This is a genomic window from Photobacterium sp. GB-72 (assembly GCF_003026095.1).
In the GTDB taxonomy this organism is placed as follows: domain Bacteria; phylum Pseudomonadota; class Gammaproteobacteria; order Enterobacterales; family Vibrionaceae; genus Photobacterium.
Genome location: NZ_PYNV01000003.1, coordinates 153,727 through 177,376, shown reverse-complemented (window position 1 = coordinate 177,376; position 23,650 = coordinate 153,727). Strand labels below are relative to the sequence as shown.

Here is a 23,650-nt window from a genome sequence, read left to right as displayed (position 1 = left end):
AATTAATTATTAAGTGTATAGGGGACAACAGAACGTGTGAGGAATCAAGAAAATATTCTGTAAAATAAAATGTATTTGTTATTTTTCAATTGGTTAAGTTAAAAATAAATTACATTTTTATTTCTTTATGATTTTTAATAAAAAAATGCCCACAAATTTTCATTTGTAGGCACATTGCTGAGGCGATAGATTAACCGGCGAAAGTATTCATTAGTGTTTGTGAAGGTACAAAGTAGTGAGTACCTGTTTTTGCTTCCACAAAATCCAGTAAGCGATCGTAGTTACCATTTTCATCAGCATAAATCATTTGCTTCAATGAGATATCTAGAATTTCAGGTGAGGCGGCAAACCCGACAAACATAGTGCCATGTTCCATAGCATTACCAAATGGACGGTTCTGACGTAGCATTTTAATTTCTTGGTCATCAATAATAACTTTACTCTTATTATTGTGCGCCCAAGCGGGTTTTTGATCATCATCAAGTTCAATATCATCAAGCTTGGTACGACCAATAACTTGCTCTTGGTATTCTGTGGTTTGTTTATCCCATAAGCCTTGACGATCTACATAGCGTTGTACGGTTAAGTAAGTCCCGCCTTGATGGATATCACGGTCATTATCAACTAATACGGCATTAAAACGAGCTTCATTTTTTGGGTTTTCAGTTCCATCAACAAAGTCGATCATGTCGCGGTTGTCTAGATATTTAAAGCCTTGAATATCTTCAATTAAATTAGCGACAGGTTGAAGCGCTGCGGCAATGTATTTCGCAGCTTGAAAATTAATATCCATACGTTCAGATTTTATCATGATGAAAATATCTCCCGGTGTACTTGGGAAACTACGTTCGCCGTCAGTCATAGCAATGAAATCATGCAATAAAGATGGCGCTTGAACATCAGGAAAAACGGTAGGCCAACCTTTATTTGAAATACCAATGGTTAAAGAAAGGTTAGCTGAAGGATCTTTTTGCGCGATGGATTTTTCAATAATTTGAATTTTGGCAAAGATTTTTGTTACGTCATCATTTTCAATATTTTCTTTGAAAATAAAGGTGAGGTATTCAGCGAAAGTATTAGGGTTAGAAATAGCACCAGGTTGTGCAAGTTCAGATAATTGAGTATTCATAATAAAAACCTTTAAATTTTTTTATTACGCTACGCTTTTTATACTCATAACTATAGTATGAATAATGTAATGTTAAATTACTAAATGTGAGTGTGTAAAGTGCGACATAACATACTGACAGAAAACAGTTATTTTTTTTATCATAAGCTTAAATCAAAAATGTTGACGCATTTTATTGATAAATAGATATACACAAAATGTTGTTATATTCATGCCTTATTAATTAAAGCTTATATATAAATAGCTTGGGTCAAATATGTCTAAATATTAAACGTTTTTTATTTGCCAAGAACTTCTATTACTACGCTTGTTATTCGTTATTGACTAGTCCTTTTCAGTTGTTTTTGTAATTTTATTACATGAACATCGATTTGATCACAAAGTTAAATTTATCAGCTTAACTCCTCTAATTACCTCTGATACTAAGTAAATCATAATGACACAGGTTACTTTAGGAGGTTGTTGTGTCTATTAACTCTATCGATTTTTCAGAAATTTCTTCCGTATCATCTAAGTGGGATCACAAGGATGAGTCGGCAACCAATATTGCTGAGAGTAAAAAACAACAAGCGGCAGCAAGACGACGTATAGAGCTTCTCCGTGATATTCAAGCGAGCGGGCTTACCATTGCCGAAGCCCGTGAGTTAGGGTTATTGCATTAATTACCAGTTAAGTTATTAACGCTAATCGTATTGTGACATTGTCACTGTAGTTGTGGGAGTTCCAGAATAAGCAGTGTAATCATAATTAACTAATAATAAGTGACACTGAATGGGATGCGATGTTTGCATCCCATTTGTATGCGTTCGATATAATAGTTTTTTATCAATCTTTTTTGAGACATTCGGCTTTTGATAGTTTTAGGCTATTGCTCTAATAAGTTGAATCATATTGCTTTTTTGTCTGTAAGCGTTACAGTAAATACAGATAAAGTTTAAAGATGGATGATAACAATGACTACAATCACAACACGCTGTCCACACTGTAAAGCACTGAACCGTTTACCTTCTGAGCGCGTAAATGATGAAGCAAGCTGCGGCTCATGTAAGGAAAAATTATTCGACGGCATGCCAATTGAAGGTACTAGCGATAATTTCTCTACACTATTAGAAAGTGATAAGCCTGTCGTTGTTGATTTCTGGGCACCGTGGTGTAATCCATGCGTAGGATTTGCTCCTGTATTTTCAGACGTATCTCAAGAGCGTGATGGCCAAATACGTTGTGTGAAGATTGATACTGAAGCACAACAAGCACTCGCTGCTCAATATCGTATCCGTAGTATTCCAACAATCATGGTGTTTAAAGAAGGCAAGATGGTTGATATGCTAAATGGCGCAATGCCGAAATCGCATTTCGACCAATGGCTAAATGAAGCACTTACAAAGTAAACATTGCTCACTAATAATATATTCCCAAAAGCCGAACATTTATCGTGTTCGGCTTTTTTGTTATCAATTGAGTGCGCTGTACGATAAATCAACAGTTATGCGTTAAAGGATTTATATAAGGTATTATTTGCTTATATAGTATTCACTTGGCCTTGAAGTATGCTAATTATGAAAAATGATATTGTTATTGTGAGCAAGATCTCTATATACTCTCGCCTCGGTCAGAACAGTTAAGTTCAGCCACCTTATTTTACAAGCTGTCACCAGGGATAAGTGAACGACCCACGGAGTTGGACCGGCGTTATTTGTAGCTTGTTAATTTAGGTGACTCGTATGTTGTATTATTGGGCGAACACATTCATATTTTTAGCGTTGTATTACGTTAATCCTACCTTTTTTACTTTTTCCCCAAAAGTAATTGTTACTCAATGGCAGCAAACAGCAATACCTTCATTATTCGACACCCATTTAAAAAACAGCAGGACGAAATAATGCAGTTGTTAATTACATTAGCTGGTATCGTAGTACTGGTTCTATGCGCAGTGGCGCTTTCTGATAATAGAAAGGCGATCAATTGGAGAACCGTTGGCGGTGCTTTATTCTTACAAGCGAGCTTTGCCGCTCTTGTACTATATGTGCCCATTGGTCAGAAGATGCTAGGTGCAATGAGTGACGGTGTAGCTGGTCTTCTTAGTTTCGCTGATGTTGGTATCAATTTCGTCTTCGGTGATTTAGCTAATATCCAAAAAAGCGGTTTTGTTTTTGCTATTCGTGTTCTTCCTCTTGTTATATTCATCAGTGCTTTAATTTCTCTCCTTTATTACTTCGGTATTATGCAATGGGTAATTAAAGTTTTAGGTGGTGGTATCCAAAAACTATTAGGCACCAGTCGCGCAGAGTCTTTGGTTGCGACAGGTAATATCTTCCTTTCTCAAGGTGAGTCTCCTCTTCTTATTCGTCCATTCCTTGCAAAAATGACACGCTCTGAACTTTTCGTGGTAATGACATGTGGTATGGCGTCAGTTGCGGGTTCTGTATTAGGTGGCTATGCAGGATTAGGTGTTGAACTTAAGTATCTGATTGCAGCAAGTTTTATGGCGGCACCCGGTGGTTTACTAATGGCTAAAATTCTTGTACCAGAACAAGAAACACCAATGGAACAAACTGAGGTCGAAATGGCAAAAAGTGAGCACAGTAATGCTATTGATGCATTAGCTGCTGGTGCAATGAACGGTATGAAAGTAGCTGTTGCGATTGGTACTATGCTTATTGCTTTTGTTAGTGTGATCGCAATGGCGAATGCTGGCCTTGAAGGGGTAGGGCATTGGTTAGCAAGCATTACGGCAACGATTGGTCTTGATTCGGTATCGCATTGGTTCGCTACAACGCCACTAACTATGCAAGCTATTTTGGGATATATTTTCTCGCCACTTGCTTTTGTTATCGGTGTACCGGCGACAGAAATGATGAAAGCAGGTACTTTTATTGGTGAGAAGCTAATTCTAAATGAATTTGTTGCCTTTATGGACTTCGCAGCGGTTAAACAAACGTTATCTGAACATACCCAAGTGATCATCACTTTCGCATTATGTGGTTTTGCGAATATTGGTTCTATTGCTATTCAAATTGGTTCAATTGGTGTTATGGCACCTGAGCGTCGTGGTGATGTTGCAAAATTAGGTATTAAAGCCGTTTTAGCGGCAACATTAGCTAACTTAATGAGTGCGGCGCTTGCTGGTATTTTTATCGGATTATAAGCGTTATTAACAGCATAAAAATTTATAGCCGTAGAGTTTGCTTTGCGGTTTTTTAATACGTGCTTTTCAATAAATATCCATATCTTATTGTTATTTAATACTTATTAGTATCAGTAACAAAGAAGGAAACTATTTGATTTTAGCGCTAGAAATTAAAATATAACAAGATTTTGTGAATAATTTCCTTGTCACCATGAGTATCGACGCTTATCATTGCAATGACCTTATTTTTGTTCACTATTTTTAGGTATTATGTTTCTGACCTTTGTTCGTTTTTTGATATTAAGTATTTGCTTAGGGGCTGCGTCATTAGCTTCGGCATCTACACATATCAACGAAAATGTTCAACAGTATGTCGTGCATAATACAGTTAATCAATGCAATGAAATGGTTGTGCAATCGCACTCTGTCAATCTTAATGCGGATGTTGCACCACTTAATTGTAATGAAAATCAAATGGTTAAACATTCTTCTGGTAATGAACACCAATTAATACAAAGCAATAACAGTATTGGTTTACCTGTTTCTGTTAATAATTCAAAATTTGTCTGGAATTTCCCAATTTCTAAGCCAAATAAAAGCAGTGATAAGAATAAGCAACATCGTATTGAATTTAGCGATTACAATATTGCTTTAGGGACATCGAGCCGTTTATTAAATGCGCTTCATCTTAACCCTGAAGAAGTCTCGCCTGAATATCGATTAGCATTTGAGCTTCCTATCCTTGTTGCTGTACCACTTACCCTCGGTTATCAAGAGCCTCTGTCACCAACGGTTGAGTGGATACTCAAAATTAAATCATCTTCATCACGTATTTCAGGTTGGAAAGATACAAATCTGATCTACTCTCAATATGGCGAACAACTACAAGTTGTCTAAAATATTATTTATTAGTTGAAAATTACGATTCAGCTAATAGTAATAGCCTTTCAAAATATATTAATAATTGTCTGATTATTAAGTTCTATTTATCGTATCTGTAATTATATTGATCCTTTAAAAGTGGTCATATTTATGAGTATCTTTAACAAACTCTTGTGATAAAGGTATAATTATAGGTGTTCTATCGACTGCGACAGGCTGTCTGTTGCAAGGTACATGGCTAAATATAATGAGAAAAAAGAATACTAAACAGATTCTGAATCATTACGCAGCATGGAAATATGTTGTGTTAATTGTGACAGTTTTAATAATGTTATTAAGTGCTATTCCAACGTGGTATGGCGACAATGAAGCTGTACAAATCAGCAATAAAGGCGGTCCAATGCCGACACCTTTTGAAATTCAAAAGGTGTTAAAAGAACATGATATTGTACCGCTAAAAATTGAACAAAAGCCTGATAAAACAATTGTTGTATTAGATAACACTAAACAGCAGACGGATACTAAAGCGGCGTTAGATACACTGTTGAAAAGTGAAAAACGTTTAACGCTAGCATTAGAACCAGCAGCTCCAATGTGGCTACAAGACATGGGCTTTGAACCAATTAAGCTAGGTCTTGACCTTCGCGGTGGTGTTCAATTTCTTTTAGATGTTGATGTTAAGCAAGTTTACAAAAACCATGCTCAGCAATTAATAGATGACTTACGCGTTAATTTCCGTAAGGAAGATATTCGTGGCGGTCGTGCTGAATTAAAAGGTATGGATGAAGTTATTGTTCGTTTGCCTAGTGAGGCGGCAAATAATAAGGTTCGCCAGTTTATTCGGGAACAGTACCCACAATGGCAAGCTACCAATGGTTCTGCTGATAATCTTCTTCTTACAATTAGTGAGAAAGAGAAAACAGATTTGCGTAACCTAACCGTTCAGCAGAACTTACAAACAATGCGTAGTCGTATTGAAGAGCTTGGTATCACGGAAGCATCTGTTCAGCGTCAAGGTGAAAACCGTATTCGTATTGAACTTCCTGGTGTTCAAGATCCAGCGGCAGCGAAAAATGTTATTGGTGCAACAGCAAGTCTTGCTTTCTATGCTGTGAAAGAAGAAGGCACAGGTAGCACAATGATTCTACCTGATAAGAATGGTAATCCTATTCGTGTTAGCCGTAAGCCTGTACTTACAGGTGATCACATTGTTGATGCGCGTGCAAGTTTCGGTGAAAACGGTACGCCTGAAGTAAATATTACGCTGGACAGTGCTGGCGGTAAGATCATGTCTGATTTCTCACGTATGAATGTGGGTAAACCAATGGCGACGTCTTACAGTGAATATAGCCGTAATGCCCAAGGTCAGACGGTACAAACTAATAAGATCATCAGTGTTGCAACGATTCAAACACAATTAGGTAGTCGCTTCCGTATTACGGGGGCAGGTTCGCTAGAAGATGCACAGCAACTTGCTTTACTTCTACGTGCAGGTTCGCTTACTGCGCCTGTAACAATTGTTGAAGAGCGTACTATTGGTCCAACATTGGGTGCTGAAAACATCAAAAATGGTTTCGCTGCACTTGCTCTAGGTATGGGTGTAACACTGCTATTTATGGCTGTGTGGTACCGTCGTCTTGGTTGGGTTGCTAACATTGCACTTATTACAAATATGATCATGCTATTTGGTCTATTGGCGTTGATTCCAGGTGCGGTATTAACTTTACCTGGTATCGCTGGTTTAGTGTTAACCGTCGGTATGGCGGTAGATACCAACGTACTTATATTTGAACGTATTCGCGATATGATCCGTGATGGTCGAAGCATGGCTCAAGCCATTGACCGTGGTTTTAGCAGTGCATTTGGTACTATTTTCGATGCTAACTTCACAACAATGATCACAGCTGTTGTGCTTTACTCTATTGGTAATGGTCCAATTCAAGGCTTCGCATTGACGTTAGGTCTTGGTCTATTAACAAGTATGTTTACTGGTATTTTCGCTTCTCGAGCCATTATTAACTTGGTTTGGGGTCGTGATTCGCGTCGAAATGTAAGGGTTTAACGCAATGAAAAATTGGATTATTAAAAACTTAACCAAATTGCGTTACATGACAGGTATTGTCTCTATCGCCTTAATGGTTATCTCTATTACTTTTATTTGTGTAAGAGGTCTTAACTGGGGTTTAGATTTTACTGGCGGTGTTGTTAGTGAAATTCAAATGGACAGCCAAATCACAAACAGTGAAATTGAGCCATTAATGGATGCAGGCTTTAATCAAGATGTTGTTGTTATTGCTGCAGATGAACCGGGCCGTTGGATTTTACGTTATGCAGCGCCAGCTAAAGGTGTTGACTATCCAGAAATTACAAAAGTTCTTGCGCCGCTCCATGCCAATATACAGGTGTTAAATACCAGTATTGTTGGTCCCCAAGTTGGTGCTGAGTTGGCCGAGCAAGGTGGTTTAGCGCTATTAGTAACAATGCTATGTATTTTAGGTTATCTAAGTTACCGTTTTGAATGGCGTCTTGCTGCAGGTGCATTACTAGCGTTATTACACGACGTTATTCTTGCTGTTGGTTTCTTTGCTATGACGCAAATGGAATTTAATTTAACAGTACTTGCTGCGATCCTAGCGATCCTAGGTTACTCGCTAAATGACTCAATTGTTATTGCTGACCGCATTCGTGAATTATTGATTGCGAAACCTAAGCAAGATATTGAAACGACAAACAACGAAGCGATTGTTGCTACGTTCTCTCGTACTATGGTGACATCTGGTACCACATTAATGACTATAAGCTCACTATGGTTATTAGGCGGTTCGTCACTACAAGGATTTTCTATTGCGATGTTTATCGGTATCTTAACGGGTACTTGGTCTTCAATCTCTGTCGGTACATTATTACCAGAGTATTTAGGCTTAAAACCTGAACATTACCAACCGAAACCAATAGCTGAAGAGCCTTAATCGGAAAATGTAGAGTTGTAAAGCTGTCCTTAAGCGAGTCTTAAGGGCAGCTTTTTTTTTGCGTTAAATGTGATGTGACATGTGAAAATACCAACAATCGATTAACAATTTATTGGATAGTGAGCCAAACTTGATTTGCTGAAGTATTATCTAACAGGAGACGTTCAATGAAAAATAATATCACTGTAGTATTTGTCGCACTTATGATGCTCGGTTGTACTCATACTGCTAATAACGGAGTACGTTTCTTACCTGAACAGTATGTCAGTAATGTTCAACACGATAGCATTTATTATTATGGTTATAACCAAGGTTGCAAGTCTGTATTGGCTCAGAGAGGTCATTCGAATGCTGGTTTTAAGAAAGACTCTACATTAGATGGTTCAGACTCTCGCTTTAATATGGGATGGGATGATGGGATGCAAGCGTGTGCTACGGGAGAAATGAAAGTTATTGATGATATTAATGCTAAGAATTTATCTATTTAAAGTTGTAAATGCTGAAAATTCTAATTAATGGATAAGATGAGACCAATCTCAAATAACGCAATAAATAATTTGGTAAAAGAATATAGATGTAATAATCTTCTTACAATAAGATGCAAAATGTTCAGGTAAAAAAAAACAGATCAAATGATCTGTTTTTTAGAGTGAATAATAAGAAAGCCTAGCCGTAGTATTTCTTAATCGTTCGTGTTTAATTTGTTTCTGTGTTTCTGTGTTTCTGTGTTTCTGTGTTTCTGTGTTTCTGTGTTTCTGTGTTTCTGTGTTTCTGTGTTTCTGTGTTTATGCTGCTTTTGCATCGATAATAGAGATAACATCTCCGTTATCGAAGTTGATAGTGGTTGCAACGTTGATTTCAGGTAACAGTAAATAGGCGCAATTGGTGCCATCGTCTGTGATAATTTCAACAATAACATTAAGTTGATTTTCTAAAAAATCACTTAAGCTTATATTTTTGCAATCAATATCAGAAATATGCAGTTTTTTATAGTGTCCTCTTGAATCGTGTACCCAAGTAGTGAAATTTTGCAATTCACTTTCCATTTGATATATAAAATCTGCCAGATTTCTCATAAAACGTCCTTTATGTTGATCAATATAAAATATTGACTCACATGTTCATTATGTACAAAAAACTAAATTATGAAATATAGTCCTGAAATTTTTTATAGATAGTGTGATCTGAAATGATATTTAAGGTAATTATTACTTTTATCAACATTTTTTATCATATGATTTATAAAATATAACAAAGAATAGTTTCATTAATATTTCAAAAAGGCATGATGAATAGGTTGTTATTTGTCAAAATATATGTTTATGGAATGTTGGTAGGCGAATTATTCGGTGTGTTACATGTATAATTTTGTTAATTAGGTATAGTGAAAACAATACTTTAAGAGAATCAATTGATAACTAATACTTAATTTATTTTTACGCTGATTAATTGTCATTATCTAAATCAAAGTAAGTGAACAATTGAGTGTTTAACTTAGTATGATTAAAGAAAATTTGTCTCATTCATGAACAAAATTCGCTATTATGTGTTGGTTTATAATAGTTACTTAATTGGTTAATTATGCCTAAAACAGCAGTAAAAGTTATACAAAAAGTTACATGGATAGGATCGATCGCCAATATTAGCCTCGCATTTATCAAAATTACTATTGGTAAAATGACGGGAAGTCAGGCACTTATTGCTGATGGTGTACATAGTTTTTCTGATCTAGTCACAGATACTGCAATACTTATTGGATCGCGTTATTGGACGGCGCCTGCCGATAAAGAACACCCTTATGGTCATGGGCGTTTTGAAACGTTAACCAATATATTTATTGGTATATTACTCGCTCTTGTTGGTATTGGTATTGGCTGGGAATCACTGACGTCTATTAGTGAACAATCACATAGTCATCCTGGTATGCTGGCGTTTGCAGCTGCAGTTACCTCAATTGTCGTCAAAGAAGTGCTGTATCGCTGGACTGCAGTGAAAGCAAAAGAAATTAATAGTCGGGCATTATATGCCAATGCATGGCACCACCGCTCTGATGCTCTTAGCTCTCTTCCTGTCGCTATTGCTGTTATTGCTAATTATTTTGTACCTGAACTGCATTATTTAGATCAAATTGCCGCGCTAATTGTTACGGCTATGATTTTAAAAGCAGCGGCTGAAATTTTATGGCCTGCGGTACTTGAAATTACAGAAGCGAAAGCTGACGCTGAAATTGAAAATAAAATTCAAGCATACGCGGCAGAGGAAAGGGATATCAAAGAAGTACATGCCATTCGTAGTCGTCGTACTGGCAGTACAATTTTGTTAGATTTTCATTTACTTGTCGATCCTGAAATGAGTGTAGATAAAGCGCATACGATTGCAGAAAATTTTAAAATGCATTTACTCGAAGTGTTAGATGAAGTGGTTGATATCATTATTCACATTGAACCTTTTAACTGCCAAGAACGAATATTAAATCCTTGTTGTGATAGCTGTGATGACAATAACTAGTTAATTTTGAGGCGATAAATTTAAAAAATTAAAGAGGCGATGTTGTTGCTGCACATTACCTCTTTATTTTTAAATATATCTATTATTAGCAATATCAGCTATACACCTTCTTATAGTAGGGGATATATAATCAAGGCTACTTGGTTAATTGGGAAGATAATTAATAAGCGGCAAATATCTAAATTTAATGAAAGAATAAAGCCGCTATTAATGACTAGATAATAACCTGTTTAAGCCATGTATTAATATCGAACAGCTCGTTTTTATATTGCTCCTGCTCTACTGTTAATTCTGATATGGCGTTACTTATAGTGGCTGCATTATATTCAAGACCAAAGAGTGTTTTTTCAACTAGCTCAATAGGTGTAGGATCTAAGCTATCTGTGAACATTTTTACAGAAATGATATGACCTTTTTTAACATCTAAATGAAGTTCAACGCCTCCCCAAGAAAAGCGCTCATCAAGAGAATGCATAAACTGGGGCGTATTGCCAAAGTTCCAGTTCCAACTTGCTTGTTGTTGGTATTTTTCTTTAAATCCAGGTAAGTCTGGCAGGTTTTCTGGTGAGATATACTCAATATCTACACATTCACCATAGTGGGCAAAAAAAGAGGCTGTAATCGCTTTACATACACTTTTATGGTCTATATTTGGAAGAAGTTCATTTAGGTTGATAACGCGAGATCTGACGGATGTGATCCCTTTAGCCTCTAGTTTCTTTTTATCAGGATTTAGATAGTTAGCTAAACGTGTCAGATCTGCACTTAGAAGAAGAGTGCCATGATGAAACCCACGATCCATTGTCTCTCTATATGCAGAACCTGAAAACTTTCGATCACCGTCTTTTGTTGATACAACGAGATCGTTTCGACCTGTTGCTGCTGCGTTTATTCCAAGTTGTTTTAAGGCTGATAAAACGATCTCTGTTGAGACGTTTTTATCATATTTTGGTTTTCCTGCCATAAAAGTGAAATTAGTATTACCCAAATCATGAAAGACTGCACCGCCACCACTTTGACGACGAGCGAGGGTGATCTCATCCTGCTCCATTTTCCTAGTGTTACATTCTTTCCATGGATTTTGAGCTCGACCAATCACAACTGTATCCGCATTGCGCCATAAAAAGAGAACCTGCTGATTGGCTGGCATATTTCGGAAAATAGCGTCTTCAACAGCAAGGTTAAACCAAGGTTGTGTTGATTGAGAAATAAAAACACGTGTTGTTACGGACATTTAACAGACCTGACAATGACTAGACAATATAGTGAATTTACAGGGTAACGTTATTGAGGTAAAGCAGAGGAAGATTCTGTTTCTATTGTACAAGGAGGTGAGGTTTGGCTTAAATCGCTAAATGTAACAAAAGTAATAGTTAAAAAAAAACCAAATCACATATTATAAACTGGAAGAATATATGATTTGGGAATGATATTTATGTTTCTCTATAGAGAATTTTAATGCGTTTTATTGCTTAAAATTAGGATAACATTGCAGGTTGTCAGAACATATAGCTATTGTTGAAAGGTAAGGTTGATAACATAAATGTTAATTTTCTAACCTGTCCCTATAAAGCGTAGTTAAAGAATACTGACCTGAAAAGCAAATAATTAAAAAAGTTGAAATGAGTGCATGGCTGAAACCATGCCTCTAATCGTGATGAAAATTTATTGCTGGCTGGTTTGTGCAGAGGGCGTTGTACTTTCAACTTGTGTAACAACATCATAAGTGATGAAGTAACCCACAAGTAGAATAAGAGGAAGAAATTTAAACCACTTTTTCATTTTAATATACCGATAGTAGAGATAGCTTCTCACCATACCATGCAAAAATTTACGATAAAGAGCCATTAATGGAAAGTTAGGTTGCTTATGGAGTTCATATTATGACCGTTATTCCGAGGCTAATTTTTATATAAAAAAGCCGAACATTATGTTCGGCTTTGCGACTTATTATTCTTATTTGTTAGAAATAGAGGCGAACAACTGATTCAGCAACACAGCCAGGACGACGACATCCTTCAATTTCAACTGTAATTTCTTGCACAATTTCCAAGCCGCGTTTAATTGGCGTGACGGATTGAATTTTAGTACGAGCACGCACATTTACGCCTGATTTTACAGGATATGGAAAGCGCACTTGGTTTAATCCATAATTCACGGTCATTTTGGCTGTAGGAAATTTTTGATCTTTAGGATCGACACTATCTGTTAATACTGATAATAATGACAGTGTTAAAAATCCATGAGCAATAGTTGTTTTAAAAGGTGATTCTGTTTGTGCGCGCTCTGGATCAGTATGTATCCATTGGTGATCTTCAGTGACATCAGCAAAATGGTTAATACGTGACTGCTCGACTGTTAACCATTCCCCAACATGAATTTCTTCACCTAATGTTGCAGTTAAGGTATTCATTAGCTTTTGAGCTTCAGGGTGCATCTCAATAGGTTCTGGCTTTTCAACTTCTATAGCATTGTCATTGGCGACAGAAACCAAGCTATGATCTTTAACCCATGAAGCAATTTGGCTATTGTTTGCTTTGTTTAAGAACTCAACCCAGTAATCTCGGATTGTTGGTGATAGCCAGTCTTTAAACTCAAACTGGTGATGCGCTAAGTCTTCACGCTTACGTTTGATAAAATCGACTACTTTTTCTTTCATAGAGCATAACCTTCGTTGATATAACCCACTTGTAGGGGGGCACGTATTTTAGCGAGATATTACATCTTCACAAACTTTTTCGTGCTTTGTGTCGCATAAATTAACTCATCCGATGAGTGAATTTTAGTTAAATCAATGAAATAGCGCAATGTATTAATGATAATTCCTTTATTAAGTTACATGCTAGTCAGAAAATTAATAACTAAATTAATGACTTAATAGTATAAGTATTATGTTAGAGAATATTGCACCTTTACTCTTCGTCATAAAAACATCCTTCCATTGTAGTAAAATTTTCATTTTTGTTTGCCAAAGTGTAGTGGTTTTTTATTAATGTTAAGGATCAACTGTGAAAAAACCATTATTTGCTGGGCTATTGATTTCGTCTTTATCTATACCTTTTTCTAACGCTCAGGCTGAAAGTCAATTTGATATACATTTAATTGGACGTGCATTGCTTAATGCTGAATCGCCAGAAGGTGCAGCTGAAATTGTTGCGTACCAGAATAACAAAAAACGAATATTTGCAATTAATGGATCTGGTTCGACATCGACGGTAGAAATTGTTGATATTGCTAATACCCCCTTAAAAAAACTCAAACGAACATCTGAAGGGGTGGTTAATGGTAGTAATTTAAAATCTAGCTATACGATTGATTTAAATAAATATACAGCAGGAAATGCGAATAGTATTGCGATTGCTGAAAAATCAGGATTAGCTGCTGTTGCTATGGCTGCTAATAAAACAGGTGAAAAAGGCGTCATTGCTTTTTATGACATAAGTAAAGACATACCTGCATTTATTAAGAATGTCGAAGTGGGTTATCTACCAGATATGGTGACATTTACACCGGATGAAACCAAAGTTGTCGTCGCCAATGAGGGTGAACCATCAGGGGATTACTTAACCGATCCTGAAGGCTCTATTGGTATTATTAGTATTAATAATGGCAAAGTGGCAGATAAAGCAGAATTACTCGACTTTACTTCTTTTAATGGCAGACAATCAGAACTAGAAAAACAAGGGATGGTTTTTTCTAATCCTAGCGGTCAAACCATTAAGGGCTCGAAAATTATAACAACAGTCGCCCAAGACATAGAGCCTGAATATGTCGCTATATCGAAAGACAGTAAAACTGCTTATGTGTCGTTGCAGGAAAATAACGGTATCGCTATTGTTGATTTAGCGACAAATAAACTCACTTTAAAAGGCCTAGGTTTCAAAGATTGGTCTAAATATAAAATGGATGCATCTGATAAAGATGGCGGCATTAATATGAAGACTTATTCCGGACTCTATGGCATGTTCCAGCCTGACACTCTCGCAAGTTATAGTGTAGATGGAAAGAACTATGTCGTTATTGCAAATGAAGGTGATGGTCGCGAATATTTCTTTGATGCGAAAGATAAGGAATCATGTAAAGCACAAGGCGGAGTAGATTTTGACAAGAAAAAGGGCTGTGTGTCTTTTGTTAATGATATTCGCGCAAAAAAATTAATGCTTGCTGATAATTTTAATTATTTAAAAAATGATGAATCGGATATAGGTCGTCTTAAAGTTAATCCTCAGTTAGGTGATAAAGATGGCGATGGTAAGTATGAAGAGCTATATACCTTTGGCGGACGTTCTTTTTCTATTTTAGATAGTCAAGGCAAGATGATTTTTGATTCGGGTGATGAGATTGGACAACTCACCGCTAAAATTCACGGTAAAGCATTTAATAATGATGAAGATGAAAATGCAGGTGATGCGCGTTCTGACGCTAAAGGTGCTGAACCTGAAGCGTTAACCGTCGGAAAAGTGGGTGACAAGACATATGCTTTTGTTGGTTTAGAGCGCATGGGTGGGGTAGTTGTTTATGATATTACAGAACCACGTAAAGCGCATTATGTCGATTATTTCATTAATCGTGGTGTTGTAGAAGGCGAAGCGATCACGGGTGATTTGGCACCTGAAGGCATGACATTTGTGGAAGCAAAAAACAGCCCAACTCAAAAGCCGTTAGTGATTATTGGTAATGAAATTTCTGGCAGTATTGCGGTATGGGAAATCTCAACTAAGTAATTGTTAATAAATAAAAACGCCGATATCTTTTTTATTATATTAAGATATCGGCGTTGATGTGTGATTTAATTAAACAAGATGACGGTTATTATTGCTCTGATTTTGGCTGGCTTACATTACCTTCACGGAGTGACTTCAACACGGCATCTTTTGGACCATCGGCGACAATGCGTCCTTGCTCCATAACAATAAGTCGATCAACAATATCAAGCATACTGGTTTTATGAGTGATTAAAATCAGTGTTTCTTCTGGGGTCATATTAGTCAGTTGACGTTTTATATACATTTCAGAGCGGTTATCCATACTACTCGTTGGTTCATCCATAATCATAACGGGTGGGTTAGATAAGAATGCACGCGCAATCGCAATTGCTTGTCGTTGACCACCGGAAATAGCATGACCACCTTCACCAATTTGTTTTTCTAAACCTGCGGCATCGTGTTGTGTAAAGGCTGTCACGCCAGCACGCTCTGCTGCTAATAATATTTCATTATCACTGGCTAACGGGCGCCCCAATGTAATATTGTCACGAATTGAGCCAAAGAATAACGTGATATCTTGTGGAACACAGCCAATATTCCTACGGATATCAATATGATGAAGTTGATTAATATCAGTATCATCAATTAAAACAGAACCTTCTGTTGGTCTATATAGCCCCATTAACAAACGTTCTAAGCTTGTTTTACCAGAACCAATACGACCAATAATTGCCACTTTTTCACCAGGATTAATGGTGAGGTTAATATTTTTTAGCGCGGCATGTGTTGCATTGGGGTAAGCAAAGGATACATTATCAAATTCAATTTTTCCGCGAATAACAGGGCGATGAATGTAACGTTTGCCGTCTTCTTGCTCTAGTGGCATAGCCATCAATTGTTCAATGACCGTCATTGCTGATTTTGCTTGGTTATAACGGGTAGAAAGCAGGGCAAGTTGTACCATTGGACCAACCGCACGTCCACTTAACATGGTTGAGGCTATCAAACCACCCATAGTGAGGTCGCCATTGGCAATTAAATACACGCCTACCACAATCATTGCGACAGAAACGAACTGCTGTAAGAAACCTGCGGTATTTTGTACAGAGTCTGTTAAACGACGTGATTTTAAACTCCAGTTAGACATATGCGCGACAGCTTCTTCCCAACGGTATTGGAATTGGCTTTGTGCGCCAAACATTTTAACTGTTTCTAAACCTGATAGGCTTTCGATGAGGTTGGCATGTTTTTGCGAAGAAAGACGTGAGCCTTCTTCAATACTTTTTCGAAGTGGGCGTTGGATAAAGAAGCTATACGCCACTAATATGAGTACAGCAATCAAAGGTACTAATGCTAAAGGCCCTGCCATTATGTAGATGATCAGTAGGAATAGCAGAGCAAAAGGTAAATCGATTAATGAAGATACGGTTGCCGAGGTAAAGAACTCTCGAATAGATTCAAACTCTTGTAAGTGGCGAGCAAACGCACCAACAGAAGCTGGTTTTGCTTCCATACGAATACCCATGACACGGCTAAATATTTTTGCTGATATTAATATATCTGATTTTTTACCAGCAAGATCGATGAAATAGCTTCTCAGCAATTTTAATATCAAATCGAAGACAAAAATAACCGTAATACCAATGGCTAGCACCCATAATGAATCAAACGCTAAATTAGGTACAATTTTGTCATACACTAAGCGAGTGAAAAGGGGAGCGGCGATGGCAAATATATTGATAAGAATTGAGGCTATCAATACATCACGGTAAATATTACGAGATTCCCATAAGGTACTCCAAAACCAGTGGCCATCACGCGTTTTTAAAATTTCAGGCGAGCGTTCATCGTAGCGGAAGCGCTTTTTGACTAAAAATAACCGGCCCGTGTATTGCGCATTTAATTCATTCAATTTGATCCATTGTTCACTACCTTCATTTTGTGGCAGGACAACTTCGGCTTCACCTTTTTCTTTATCAATACTTAAAACGACACATGCGTCTCCACCTTTAAGTAGAGCGATGACAGGAAATAGAAGAGAAGAGATACTCTTCAATTCCATTTTTGTTTCTTTGGCTTGCAGTCCTGCTTTTTCTGCTGCGCGAGGTAGAAGAAAAGGAGAAAGTAAACCATCAGTTAATGGTAAATCTGCCACGAGAGCATCTGGTGAATTTGCTTGACCATAAAAACGGCTGACATATACGAGTGACTGAAGTAAAGGATCTTTCATTTTAATTCTCGTGATTCAATTGATCAGTAACAAAACCTTGGAACCCGAGGATATCCATCGCAGCTAATTTATCTTTTTGCTCAGCCGTTTCTACGCGTGTTGCAATTGTGGTGACAGAAAGGTTATTGGCCGTACGTGTGATAGATTGAAGTACATCCGTTTTTATCTGATCATCGAGTTGTGAGGTATAAGCAAAATCTAATTTAACGTAGTTTGGGCGGAGACGATTTAAATAACCAGCTGAGCTAAAGTTATGCCCGTAATTATCAATACCAAAGCGGAAGCCATTTTGATGAATGATTTCACACAGTAAAGATACATTGTCAATTTGCTTAATAAAGCAAATTTCAGGTAATTCGAATAAAACACGATCTTTAATTTGCTGTGAACTTTGGAGCTTGCTGTTTAACCAACGAATGAAACCCGTATCGTTAATACTGCTTTGTGTAATGTTAATCGCAATAGGAACAGAGGTTGGATTTCTCTCTATATCGCTAAATAATGCATCAACGATGTAGCGGTCAAAATTAGCACCTTCATTGAGTTGTTCTATCGCAGATAAAAATTGACCGGCATTAAAGCGCTGGTTGTCTTTTTGAATGTAAGCGAAAGCTTCTTTATGCAGTATTTTATTGCCAACATTGATCGCTTTTTGGAATGTGAAGTGGATAAGCTTATTGGCGATAGCTTCATCAACCAGTGCTTTCCATTGTTGCTTACCTAATGATGCCGTTTCTTTCTTCTCATGAGATTCAATCAGCGCGAGTGGTTCTTTAGGCTCTTGTCGTGCTTTGTTTAACGCATTATCAGCACTGGCTAATAATGTAGAGATTGTTTCATTGTCTGAACAAATCACAATGCCGACAGCAGCATGTAATGGTGCTATGCCTAATGGATCTGAATTAAGTTCTGAAGTCATGTTAAGCATTTTTCGACCAGTTTCGATAAGTTCTTCTTTGGTCGCGTTAGGAGATATTAAAGCAAACTCTGATTGGTTTAGACGTGCAATGGTTACATCGTCATTCGACAGTTCTTTTAAGCGAGAAGAAACTTTTTGAACTAATTGGTCACCAGCTTCATAGCCGGATTGAGTATAGCTATCTTCAATATCATCTGCTTTCAATAACGCCATACCGCCACTTGGTTTATGAGATAGCCAGGTGTTAATTTTTGATAGGAGATAACTACGGTTAGCCAAACCTGATACAGGGTCTTGATAAGCACGAATACGAAGGTTGTCTGCCTCTTGTGCTTGCTGTTCAAAGTGACTTTGAAGTTGTTGGTTCATTGAGTTAAAAGCGGTAACCACATCAGCTAGATCGCGGGTGAGAGGCATTGGAAGAGAAGATGTGAAATGCTGTGATGCCATCTCTTTTGCACTATTTTGGATCTGTTTTAACGGTTGTAATACTTTATTGAGAACAAGCGATAAAACGATTGCACCTAAAACTGAACATATAACGAAACCTAGCATGAGCTGCACGGTAGCTTTCCACAATTGTTGGTAAGCTGTAGCTGGGCTACTTGTTACTGTAAGGTTTGCAAGTTGCATCCAACCACTTGCAAGTGTTGTTGATTGCGTTATCGGTTCAATATTAATGAGGCTTTGGAACCAGCTAGGTACACCAGCAACCTTCAGAGGATACTGACGAACGATTTTCTTGTCGGAATCTAAGAGCTCCAGTTTAACTTCACTGTAAAAACTTGAGTCAAACGTTGCGCTTATCACTGATTCTGCAGCAACCATGTCTTTATTTTCAAGGTAAGGAGACAGGGCAAAACCAACAGAGCTTATTGCATTAGTTAACTCTGTTGATTGCTGGTGAACAAGATAGTCTTTTGTAGTACTGAATTGGATTGCAAAGACCGCACTGATAAATGCGAAAAATACAACCAGCATCCATAGTAAAAGCTGTCGATAAAGTGTCATTGATGTTCACTCGTTAATAAGTATTTTTAGGGCGGTGTAGTATTATTTTATTGGAACGATCACGGAGGTCGTTCCATAGGCTAAGACGTGACGCTTTTCCTGCGACTTGACTTTGCCCTCTATTTTTCATTAGCCACAACTTGCTACCATTAAAGCTGTAAATCGGTAGTAAATCTTTTCGTTGTGTTGCAGGTGAAATTTCACCTTTTAAGTTATCTAAAATTAGAGGTACAGAGGAGGGAGTAGGGTAGTAAGCGACAACCATGTGGAATTGATTCAGTTCTAAAGCTTTTACGTAAATTAATCGCAGCTTTTTATCTGGTATGCCCAGTTCTCTTAATGCTTGGTATTTGGCGATACTAAAATCTTCACAATCACCGGCACCTGCACCTACAAATTCATAAGGTGTGGCCCAGTAATCTTCTTTACCCCATAACTTCTCATCACTGATAAAAACAAATTGATTGAAAAAGTTATTAACAGCTTTCAGTTTTTGCTGTTCACTTAAGTGTTGTGAATTTTGGATGAGTGCTCGCCACGCAGTCGCTCGTTTCCCAGCTCTTTCTCCGTAAAAGTGTTCTATTTTTGCGATCTGTTGCTTGTTCGTGGCAGCGAATACATTCACTGCCACGACTAAACACAGAGCCCAGAAGATTATTTTTTTCAACGTGGATTCTATTTATTAATTTTCACGAACAGTATAGATACTCCATTCTTTCACAACGTTACCTTGAGATCCAACAACTTGAGCGACAACGCGACGGCTAAGTGCGTTACTTTCTTCAACATCTGACGCTTTCACAGGATCGCTATCACCAAAACCAATAGTTTTAATGCGAGACGGTGCAACCCCTTCAGTGATCAGTGCTTGTCGAATAGCTGCAGCACGGCGCTTTGATAACGCAACATTGTATGCCGCGTTACCAACTGGACTCGCATACCCTTTTAGTTCAATGTGTGTTTTTGGGTATTTGGCTAAAAATTCACTCATATTGCTAATGTTTTCCATATAGCTTTCAGGGATTTCTGCAGAGTCATTAGCAAATAATACGTGAATATTATTCTCTTCTGAATTTTTAACATATGTAGGACAGCCATCGTTATCTACGACGGCATCTATAGGCGTATCAGCACAGCGGTCACGCTGATTGATCACACCATCACTATCTGCGTCAAACAGATCTTTTGTTTGCTTTGCAATAGGAGGCTGCGGTACAGAGAGTGAACAACCAAATAAAGAAAAAGACAGTAAAACCGTGATTACGTATTTCATTTTTAATCCTTTTATTTAACAGACTTTGCCCAAGTTTCTGGGATCTCAACGCGCATCTCATCAAGGATTAGACCGGTTGCATTAAGAACACGGTATTTTGCTAAAATACCATCATATTCAGCTGCTAAATAAGCTTTACGTGCTTCAAATAATTCGTTTTCGGTGTTGAGTACATCCAGTAATGTACGCTGACCAATCTTAAACTGTTTTTCATATGCAATAACGGTACGTGAAGAGGCATCAACGTGCTCTTGCAAGAACAGTTTTTGTTTTTTCGCTAAATCTAGTGCACTCCAAGATAGGCGAGTACCTTCTTCTAACATGTGGTGAGCACGATCACGAATGTCTTTAGATTTGTTAATTTGGTATGCAGCACGACGAGATTTTGCTACATCACTGCCACCGTTATACAGGTTATAGCGCATTTTTAGCATGGCTTTTAGCTCATCAGTTTTACCTTCAGAGCCATTTAAGTCATCTCCCCATTCTTGTGATGCTTCTATACTAAATGATGGGTAGAACGTACCTTTTGCTTGCTTGTACTGATATTCAGCAGCGTCAATGTCATTTGAGGCAACGTGTACCACAGGGTTATTTTTCTTCGCTTTTTCTAATGCATCATCTAATGATTTTGGTAGGTAGTTCACGTCAACTTCAGGCTTTACAAGATCTTTAGGATACTGGCCAACGATACGTACAAACTGGGTGATCTTGTCTTGCAAATTGCTTTGTGCTGCCAGTAGATTTGTATTAGAACTGGCTAAACGGCCTTCGACTTGTGCTAAGTCAGCTGTTGATCCAATACCTGAGTCTGCACGTTTTTTAATGTCTGAATACATTTTTTGATGAACTTTAAGGTTTGATTCAGACAAAGCGAGTACATCTTGAGCATGAAGCACATTTAGATATGCTTCTGTGCTTTTTAATGCTTTGTCTTGTGCATCAGACAGTAATTGATAACGCTCTGCTTCTGTTTCTGACTTATTACGTTGAATATCGTTGTACGTAATCGAGCCATCCCAGATTAGCTGTCGAATGTTGATTTTCGCATTACGAGGTTTATATTCACCAGAAGGGCTTTTCGCTTTGTAATCGTCATAGCCAACACCCGCTTCAAGATCGACACTTGGTAGGTAGTCACCTTTTGAAGCATTGATCAATTGATGCTTACTTTGGAACTCATTGTAGGCACTTTTAATCTCTGGATTACTTGAGAGCGTTTCAGCTACAGCTTGTTCCAATGATTGCGCCATTACAGGCGCAGCCATACATTGAAGACCGATGAGAAGAGTAATTTTTTTTAATTTATATTTCATAGTCACTTCATTATTCTCTTAACGCGTTATGTCGCGCTTTGAGTATTGGTTTAAGAAGGTAGTCAAGTACAGAGCGTTTTCCTGTAATGATATCAACGGTGGCTGTCATACCGGGTATAATCGGTAAAGCTTCGCCATTAGGTCCCTTTAAACTACTCGCATCAGTACGAATTCTGACTTGATAGAAACTATTGCCTTCTTTATCTTGGATTGTATCTGCACTGATTGTTTCCAATGTTCCATGTAAACCACCATAGCTAGTAAAATCATAGGCACTAAACTTAATAATTGCAGGTAGATTTGGTCGTAGAAAGCCAATATCTTGCGGTGCTATTTTAGCTTCTATTAGCAAGGTATCTTCCGTTGGAACAATTTCCACAAGTGGCATGCCTGGTTGAATAACACCACCTACAGTATTGACATATATTTTTTGAATTGTGCCAGTTACCGGTGAAACCACGGTTGTTCGTTTAACACGATCTTCTAAACCAATTTGGGTTTCACTTAAGCTCCCTAATTTGTCACTGGTTTCATTTAGTTGTGCTTGAATATCTGAACGGAACTGTAATGCAATATCAATGTACTTAAAGCCAGCTTCTTGAATCGCTGCTTGCGTGACAGGGATTTGCATTTTTGCAGAGTTTAAATCACGTTTCGTATCGTTGAGTGACCGTTGTAACTTCAGTAATTCTATCCGTGGTACAACACCTTCCTCAGCTAATGGTTTCGTAATATTGTATTCTTTTAGAGCAATATTGTAGCTGTTACGTAAGTTGCTGACTCGAGATTGTGTTTCAGCCAACTCTCTTTCTTTTTGCGATGCTTGCTCAGAAGCAACAGAAAGCTGGTTTTGTAGGTTATTTAATTTGTCTGTAAATTGATTGAGCTGCCGACGAACTAATGCTGAATGTGCTTTTTTAAATGTATCATCAAAAACAGGTGGTTTACGTTCAATCGTGACACTATTTCGCCAATGCGTATTATCGGCTTTGTTGCTCACTGTAACGCTCGCAAGTAACGCATTTAAACGTTGGGAGTCTGCTTGCATAGAAGCTAAGCTTTGTGTTTTTTCTTTAAAATCGGATTTAAATTGCGTGTCATCAATTAATAATAGTGTTTGACCTTTCTTTACTTGTTCACCTTCTTTAACAAGCACTTTTTTGACAATACCACCTTCCAGGTTTTGAACGACTTGAAGTTGAGATGACGGAATAACTTTTCCGCTACCGGTGGTCACTTTATCTAACTTGGCAAAGTAAGCCCAAATGAAAGCCGTGACAAAGAATAAGATCATTACCCACAGAATAACACGAGCGCTTTTAGGGGTATTAAGCAACAATGCTGCTGATTTATCATCCACATACTCTAGGTTGTCTGCTGAAATAGAAGTGTTTTTCTTGTTCATTAGTTGTCCGCGTTAGATGCTCACTAAAGGGAAATGCTGACCGACGTCCATGTATTTTGTTATTTAAAATGGTCGTTCGCATTACAGTTTTTATACTATTTACTGTATGCTATCAACACTAGTATCATTAAGTTTGCAGGGCATTTTTTCGCTCTTATTTGTTCTTAATTGGTAT

19 protein-coding genes are annotated in these 23,650 nt (G+C 37.5%); 9 read left to right on the top strand and 10 right to left on the bottom strand.

Going from position 1 to position 23,650, the window contains the following annotated elements; translation table 11 throughout:
- Nucleotides 1–190 precede the first annotated feature (190 nt).
- Nucleotides 191–1,129 (bottom strand): Dyp-type peroxidase, encoded by a 939-nt coding sequence (locus C9J40_RS06195; protein WP_107206670.1) that lies wholly within the window; start codon nucleotides 1,127–1,129, stop codon nucleotides 191–193.
- Between the two features lie 464 nt (nucleotides 1,130–1,593).
- On the opposite strand from C9J40_RS06195, the gene C9J40_RS06190 reads away from it, so the two are divergent.
- The 7 genes from C9J40_RS06190 (at nucleotide 1,594) to C9J40_RS06160 (ending at nucleotide 8,595) form a co-directional block, all read left to right on the top strand.
- Nucleotides 1,594–1,791 (top strand): hypothetical protein, encoded by a 198-nt coding sequence (locus C9J40_RS06190; RefSeq protein ID WP_107206669.1) that lies wholly within the window; start codon nucleotides 1,594–1,596, stop codon nucleotides 1,789–1,791.
- Between the two features lie 291 nt (nucleotides 1,792–2,082).
- A complete protein-coding gene (trxC, locus tag C9J40_RS06185) occupies nucleotides 2,083–2,517 on the top strand; it encodes a thioredoxin TrxC (protein ID WP_107206668.1) in 435 nt (144 codons plus the stop codon).
- Between the two features lie 491 nt (nucleotides 2,518–3,008).
- Nucleotides 3,009–4,274: a NupC/NupG family nucleoside CNT transporter gene (locus tag C9J40_RS06180; RefSeq protein WP_107206667.1), complete on the top strand. Its 1,266-nt coding sequence runs from the start codon at nucleotides 3,009–3,011 to the stop codon at nucleotides 4,272–4,274.
- A gap of 252 nt (nucleotides 4,275–4,526) precedes the next feature.
- A complete protein-coding gene (locus C9J40_RS06175; protein WP_107246178.1) occupies nucleotides 4,527–5,153 on the top strand; it encodes a hypothetical protein in 627 nt (208 codons plus the stop codon).
- 232 nt (nucleotides 5,154–5,385) lie between these two features.
- Nucleotides 5,386–7,200, top strand: coding sequence for a protein translocase subunit SecD (secD, locus tag C9J40_RS06170; RefSeq protein ID WP_107246176.1), 1,815 nt, complete (start codon nucleotides 5,386–5,388; stop codon nucleotides 7,198–7,200).
- Between the two features lie 4 nt (nucleotides 7,201–7,204).
- Nucleotides 7,205–8,107: a protein translocase subunit SecF gene (gene secF, locus C9J40_RS06165; protein WP_107206664.1), complete on the top strand. Its 903-nt coding sequence runs from the start codon at nucleotides 7,205–7,207 to the stop codon at nucleotides 8,105–8,107.
- A gap of 167 nt (nucleotides 8,108–8,274) precedes the next feature.
- Nucleotides 8,275–8,595: a hypothetical protein gene (locus tag C9J40_RS06160; RefSeq protein ID WP_107206663.1), complete on the top strand. Its 321-nt coding sequence runs from the start codon at nucleotides 8,275–8,277 to the stop codon at nucleotides 8,593–8,595.
- Between the two features lie 297 nt (nucleotides 8,596–8,892).
- Here C9J40_RS06160 and C9J40_RS06155 read toward each other — a convergent pair whose 3' ends face one another.
- Nucleotides 8,893–9,183: a hypothetical protein gene (locus tag C9J40_RS06155; protein WP_107206662.1), complete on the bottom strand. Its 291-nt coding sequence runs from the start codon at nucleotides 9,181–9,183 to the stop codon at nucleotides 8,893–8,895.
- Nucleotides 9,184–9,688: 505 nt separating this feature from the next.
- Here C9J40_RS06155 and C9J40_RS06150 point away from each other — a divergent pair.
- Complete coding sequence (locus tag C9J40_RS06150; RefSeq protein WP_107206661.1) at nucleotides 9,689–10,615, top strand: cation diffusion facilitator family transporter; 927 nt, start codon at nucleotides 9,689–9,691, stop codon at nucleotides 10,613–10,615.
- A 214-nt stretch (nucleotides 10,616–10,829) separates the two neighbouring features.
- Here C9J40_RS06150 and C9J40_RS06145 read toward each other — a convergent pair whose 3' ends face one another.
- Nucleotides 10,830–11,849, bottom strand: a complete 1,020-nt coding sequence (locus tag C9J40_RS06145; RefSeq protein WP_107206660.1) for a lipoate--protein ligase — start codon at nucleotides 11,847–11,849, stop codon at nucleotides 10,830–10,832.
- A 729-nt stretch (nucleotides 11,850–12,578) separates the two neighbouring features.
- On the bottom strand, nucleotides 12,579–13,274 hold the full coding sequence (locus C9J40_RS06140) for a MaoC family dehydratase (protein ID WP_107206659.1): 696 nt from the start codon (nucleotides 13,272–13,274) through the stop codon (nucleotides 12,579–12,581).
- Between the two features lie 349 nt (nucleotides 13,275–13,623).
- Here C9J40_RS06140 and C9J40_RS06135 point away from each other — a divergent pair, with 349 nt between their 5' ends.
- Nucleotides 13,624–15,339: a choice-of-anchor I family protein gene (locus C9J40_RS06135; RefSeq protein ID WP_107246174.1), complete on the top strand. Its 1,716-nt coding sequence runs from the start codon at nucleotides 13,624–13,626 to the stop codon at nucleotides 15,337–15,339.
- An 88-nt stretch (nucleotides 15,340–15,427) separates the two neighbouring features.
- Here C9J40_RS06135 and C9J40_RS06130 read toward each other — a convergent pair whose 3' ends face one another.
- Genes C9J40_RS06130 through C9J40_RS06105 form a run of 6 tightly spaced genes read right to left on the bottom strand, consistent with a single transcriptional unit; the run spans nucleotide 15,428 to nucleotide 23,475 of the window.
- A complete protein-coding gene (locus C9J40_RS06130) occupies nucleotides 15,428–17,551 on the bottom strand; it encodes a type I secretion system permease/ATPase (RefSeq protein ID WP_107206657.1) in 2,124 nt (707 codons plus the stop codon).
- A 1-nt stretch (nucleotide 17,552) separates the two neighbouring features.
- Nucleotides 17,553–19,481, bottom strand: coding sequence for an EAL domain-containing protein (locus tag C9J40_RS06125; RefSeq protein ID WP_107246173.1), 1,929 nt, complete (start codon nucleotides 19,479–19,481; stop codon nucleotides 17,553–17,555).
- Nucleotides 19,482–19,494: 13 nt separating this feature from the next.
- Entirely contained in the window at nucleotides 19,495–20,148 is a 654-nt protein-coding gene (locus C9J40_RS06120; RefSeq protein ID WP_107206655.1) for a transglutaminase-like cysteine peptidase, read from the bottom strand.
- Between the two features lie 15 nt (nucleotides 20,149–20,163).
- Nucleotides 20,164–20,754, bottom strand: coding sequence for an OmpA family protein (locus C9J40_RS06115; protein ID WP_107246171.1), 591 nt, complete (start codon nucleotides 20,752–20,754; stop codon nucleotides 20,164–20,166).
- Nucleotides 20,755–20,765: 11 nt separating this feature from the next.
- Nucleotides 20,766–22,070: a TolC family outer membrane protein gene (locus C9J40_RS06110; RefSeq protein WP_369918792.1), complete on the bottom strand. Its 1,305-nt coding sequence runs from the start codon at nucleotides 22,068–22,070 to the stop codon at nucleotides 20,766–20,768.
- A 10-nt stretch (nucleotides 22,071–22,080) separates the two neighbouring features.
- Nucleotides 22,081–23,475, bottom strand: coding sequence for an HlyD family type I secretion periplasmic adaptor subunit (locus C9J40_RS06105; protein WP_107246167.1), 1,395 nt, complete (start codon nucleotides 23,473–23,475; stop codon nucleotides 22,081–22,083).
- Between the last annotated feature and the right edge of the window lie 175 nt (nucleotides 23,476–23,650).

What these genes read in the sequence shown, in the direction of transcription:
- C9J40_RS06105 (WP_107246167.1), bottom strand. Translation starts at nt 23,475, where the DNA reads ATGAACAAGAAAAACACTTCTATTTCAGCAGACAACCTAGAGTATGTG.
- C9J40_RS06160 (WP_107206663.1), top strand. Translation starts at nt 8,275, where the DNA reads ATGAAAAATAATATCACTGTAGTATTTGTCGCACTTATGATGCTCGGT.
- C9J40_RS06195 (WP_107206670.1), bottom strand. Translation starts at nt 1,129, where the DNA reads ATGAATACTCAATTATCTGAACTTGCACAACCTGGTGCTATTTCTAAC.
- C9J40_RS06130 (WP_107206657.1), bottom strand. Translation starts at nt 17,551, where the DNA reads ATGAAAGATCCTTTACTTCAGTCACTCGTATATGTCAGCCGTTTTTAT.
- C9J40_RS06150 (WP_107206661.1), top strand. Translation starts at nt 9,689, where the DNA reads ATGCCTAAAACAGCAGTAAAAGTTATACAAAAAGTTACATGGATAGGA.
- C9J40_RS06175 (WP_107246178.1), top strand. Translation starts at nt 4,527, where the DNA reads ATGTTTCTGACCTTTGTTCGTTTTTTGATATTAAGTATTTGCTTAGGG.
- secF (WP_107206664.1), top strand. Translation starts at nt 7,205, where the DNA reads ATGAAAAATTGGATTATTAAAAACTTAACCAAATTGCGTTACATGACA.
- C9J40_RS06155 (WP_107206662.1), bottom strand. Translation starts at nt 9,183, where the DNA reads ATGAGAAATCTGGCAGATTTTATATATCAAATGGAAAGTGAATTGCAA.
- C9J40_RS06110 (WP_369918792.1), bottom strand. Translation starts at nt 22,070, where the DNA reads ATGAAATATAAATTAAAAAAAATTACTCTTCTCATCGGTCTTCAATGT.
- C9J40_RS06145 (WP_107206660.1), bottom strand. Translation starts at nt 11,849, where the DNA reads ATGTCCGTAACAACACGTGTTTTTATTTCTCAATCAACACAACCTTGG.
- C9J40_RS06140 (WP_107206659.1), bottom strand. Translation starts at nt 13,274, where the DNA reads ATGAAAGAAAAAGTAGTCGATTTTATCAAACGTAAGCGTGAAGACTTA.
- C9J40_RS06180 (WP_107206667.1), top strand. Translation starts at nt 3,009, where the DNA reads ATGCAGTTGTTAATTACATTAGCTGGTATCGTAGTACTGGTTCTATGC.
- secD (WP_107246176.1), top strand. Translation starts at nt 5,386, where the DNA reads ATGAGAAAAAAGAATACTAAACAGATTCTGAATCATTACGCAGCATGG.
- C9J40_RS06125 (WP_107246173.1), bottom strand. Translation starts at nt 19,481, where the DNA reads ATGACACTTTATCGACAGCTTTTACTATGGATGCTGGTTGTATTTTTC.
- trxC (WP_107206668.1), top strand. Translation starts at nt 2,083, where the DNA reads ATGACTACAATCACAACACGCTGTCCACACTGTAAAGCACTGAACCGT.
- C9J40_RS06115 (WP_107246171.1), bottom strand. Translation starts at nt 20,754, where the DNA reads ATGAAATACGTAATCACGGTTTTACTGTCTTTTTCTTTATTTGGTTGT.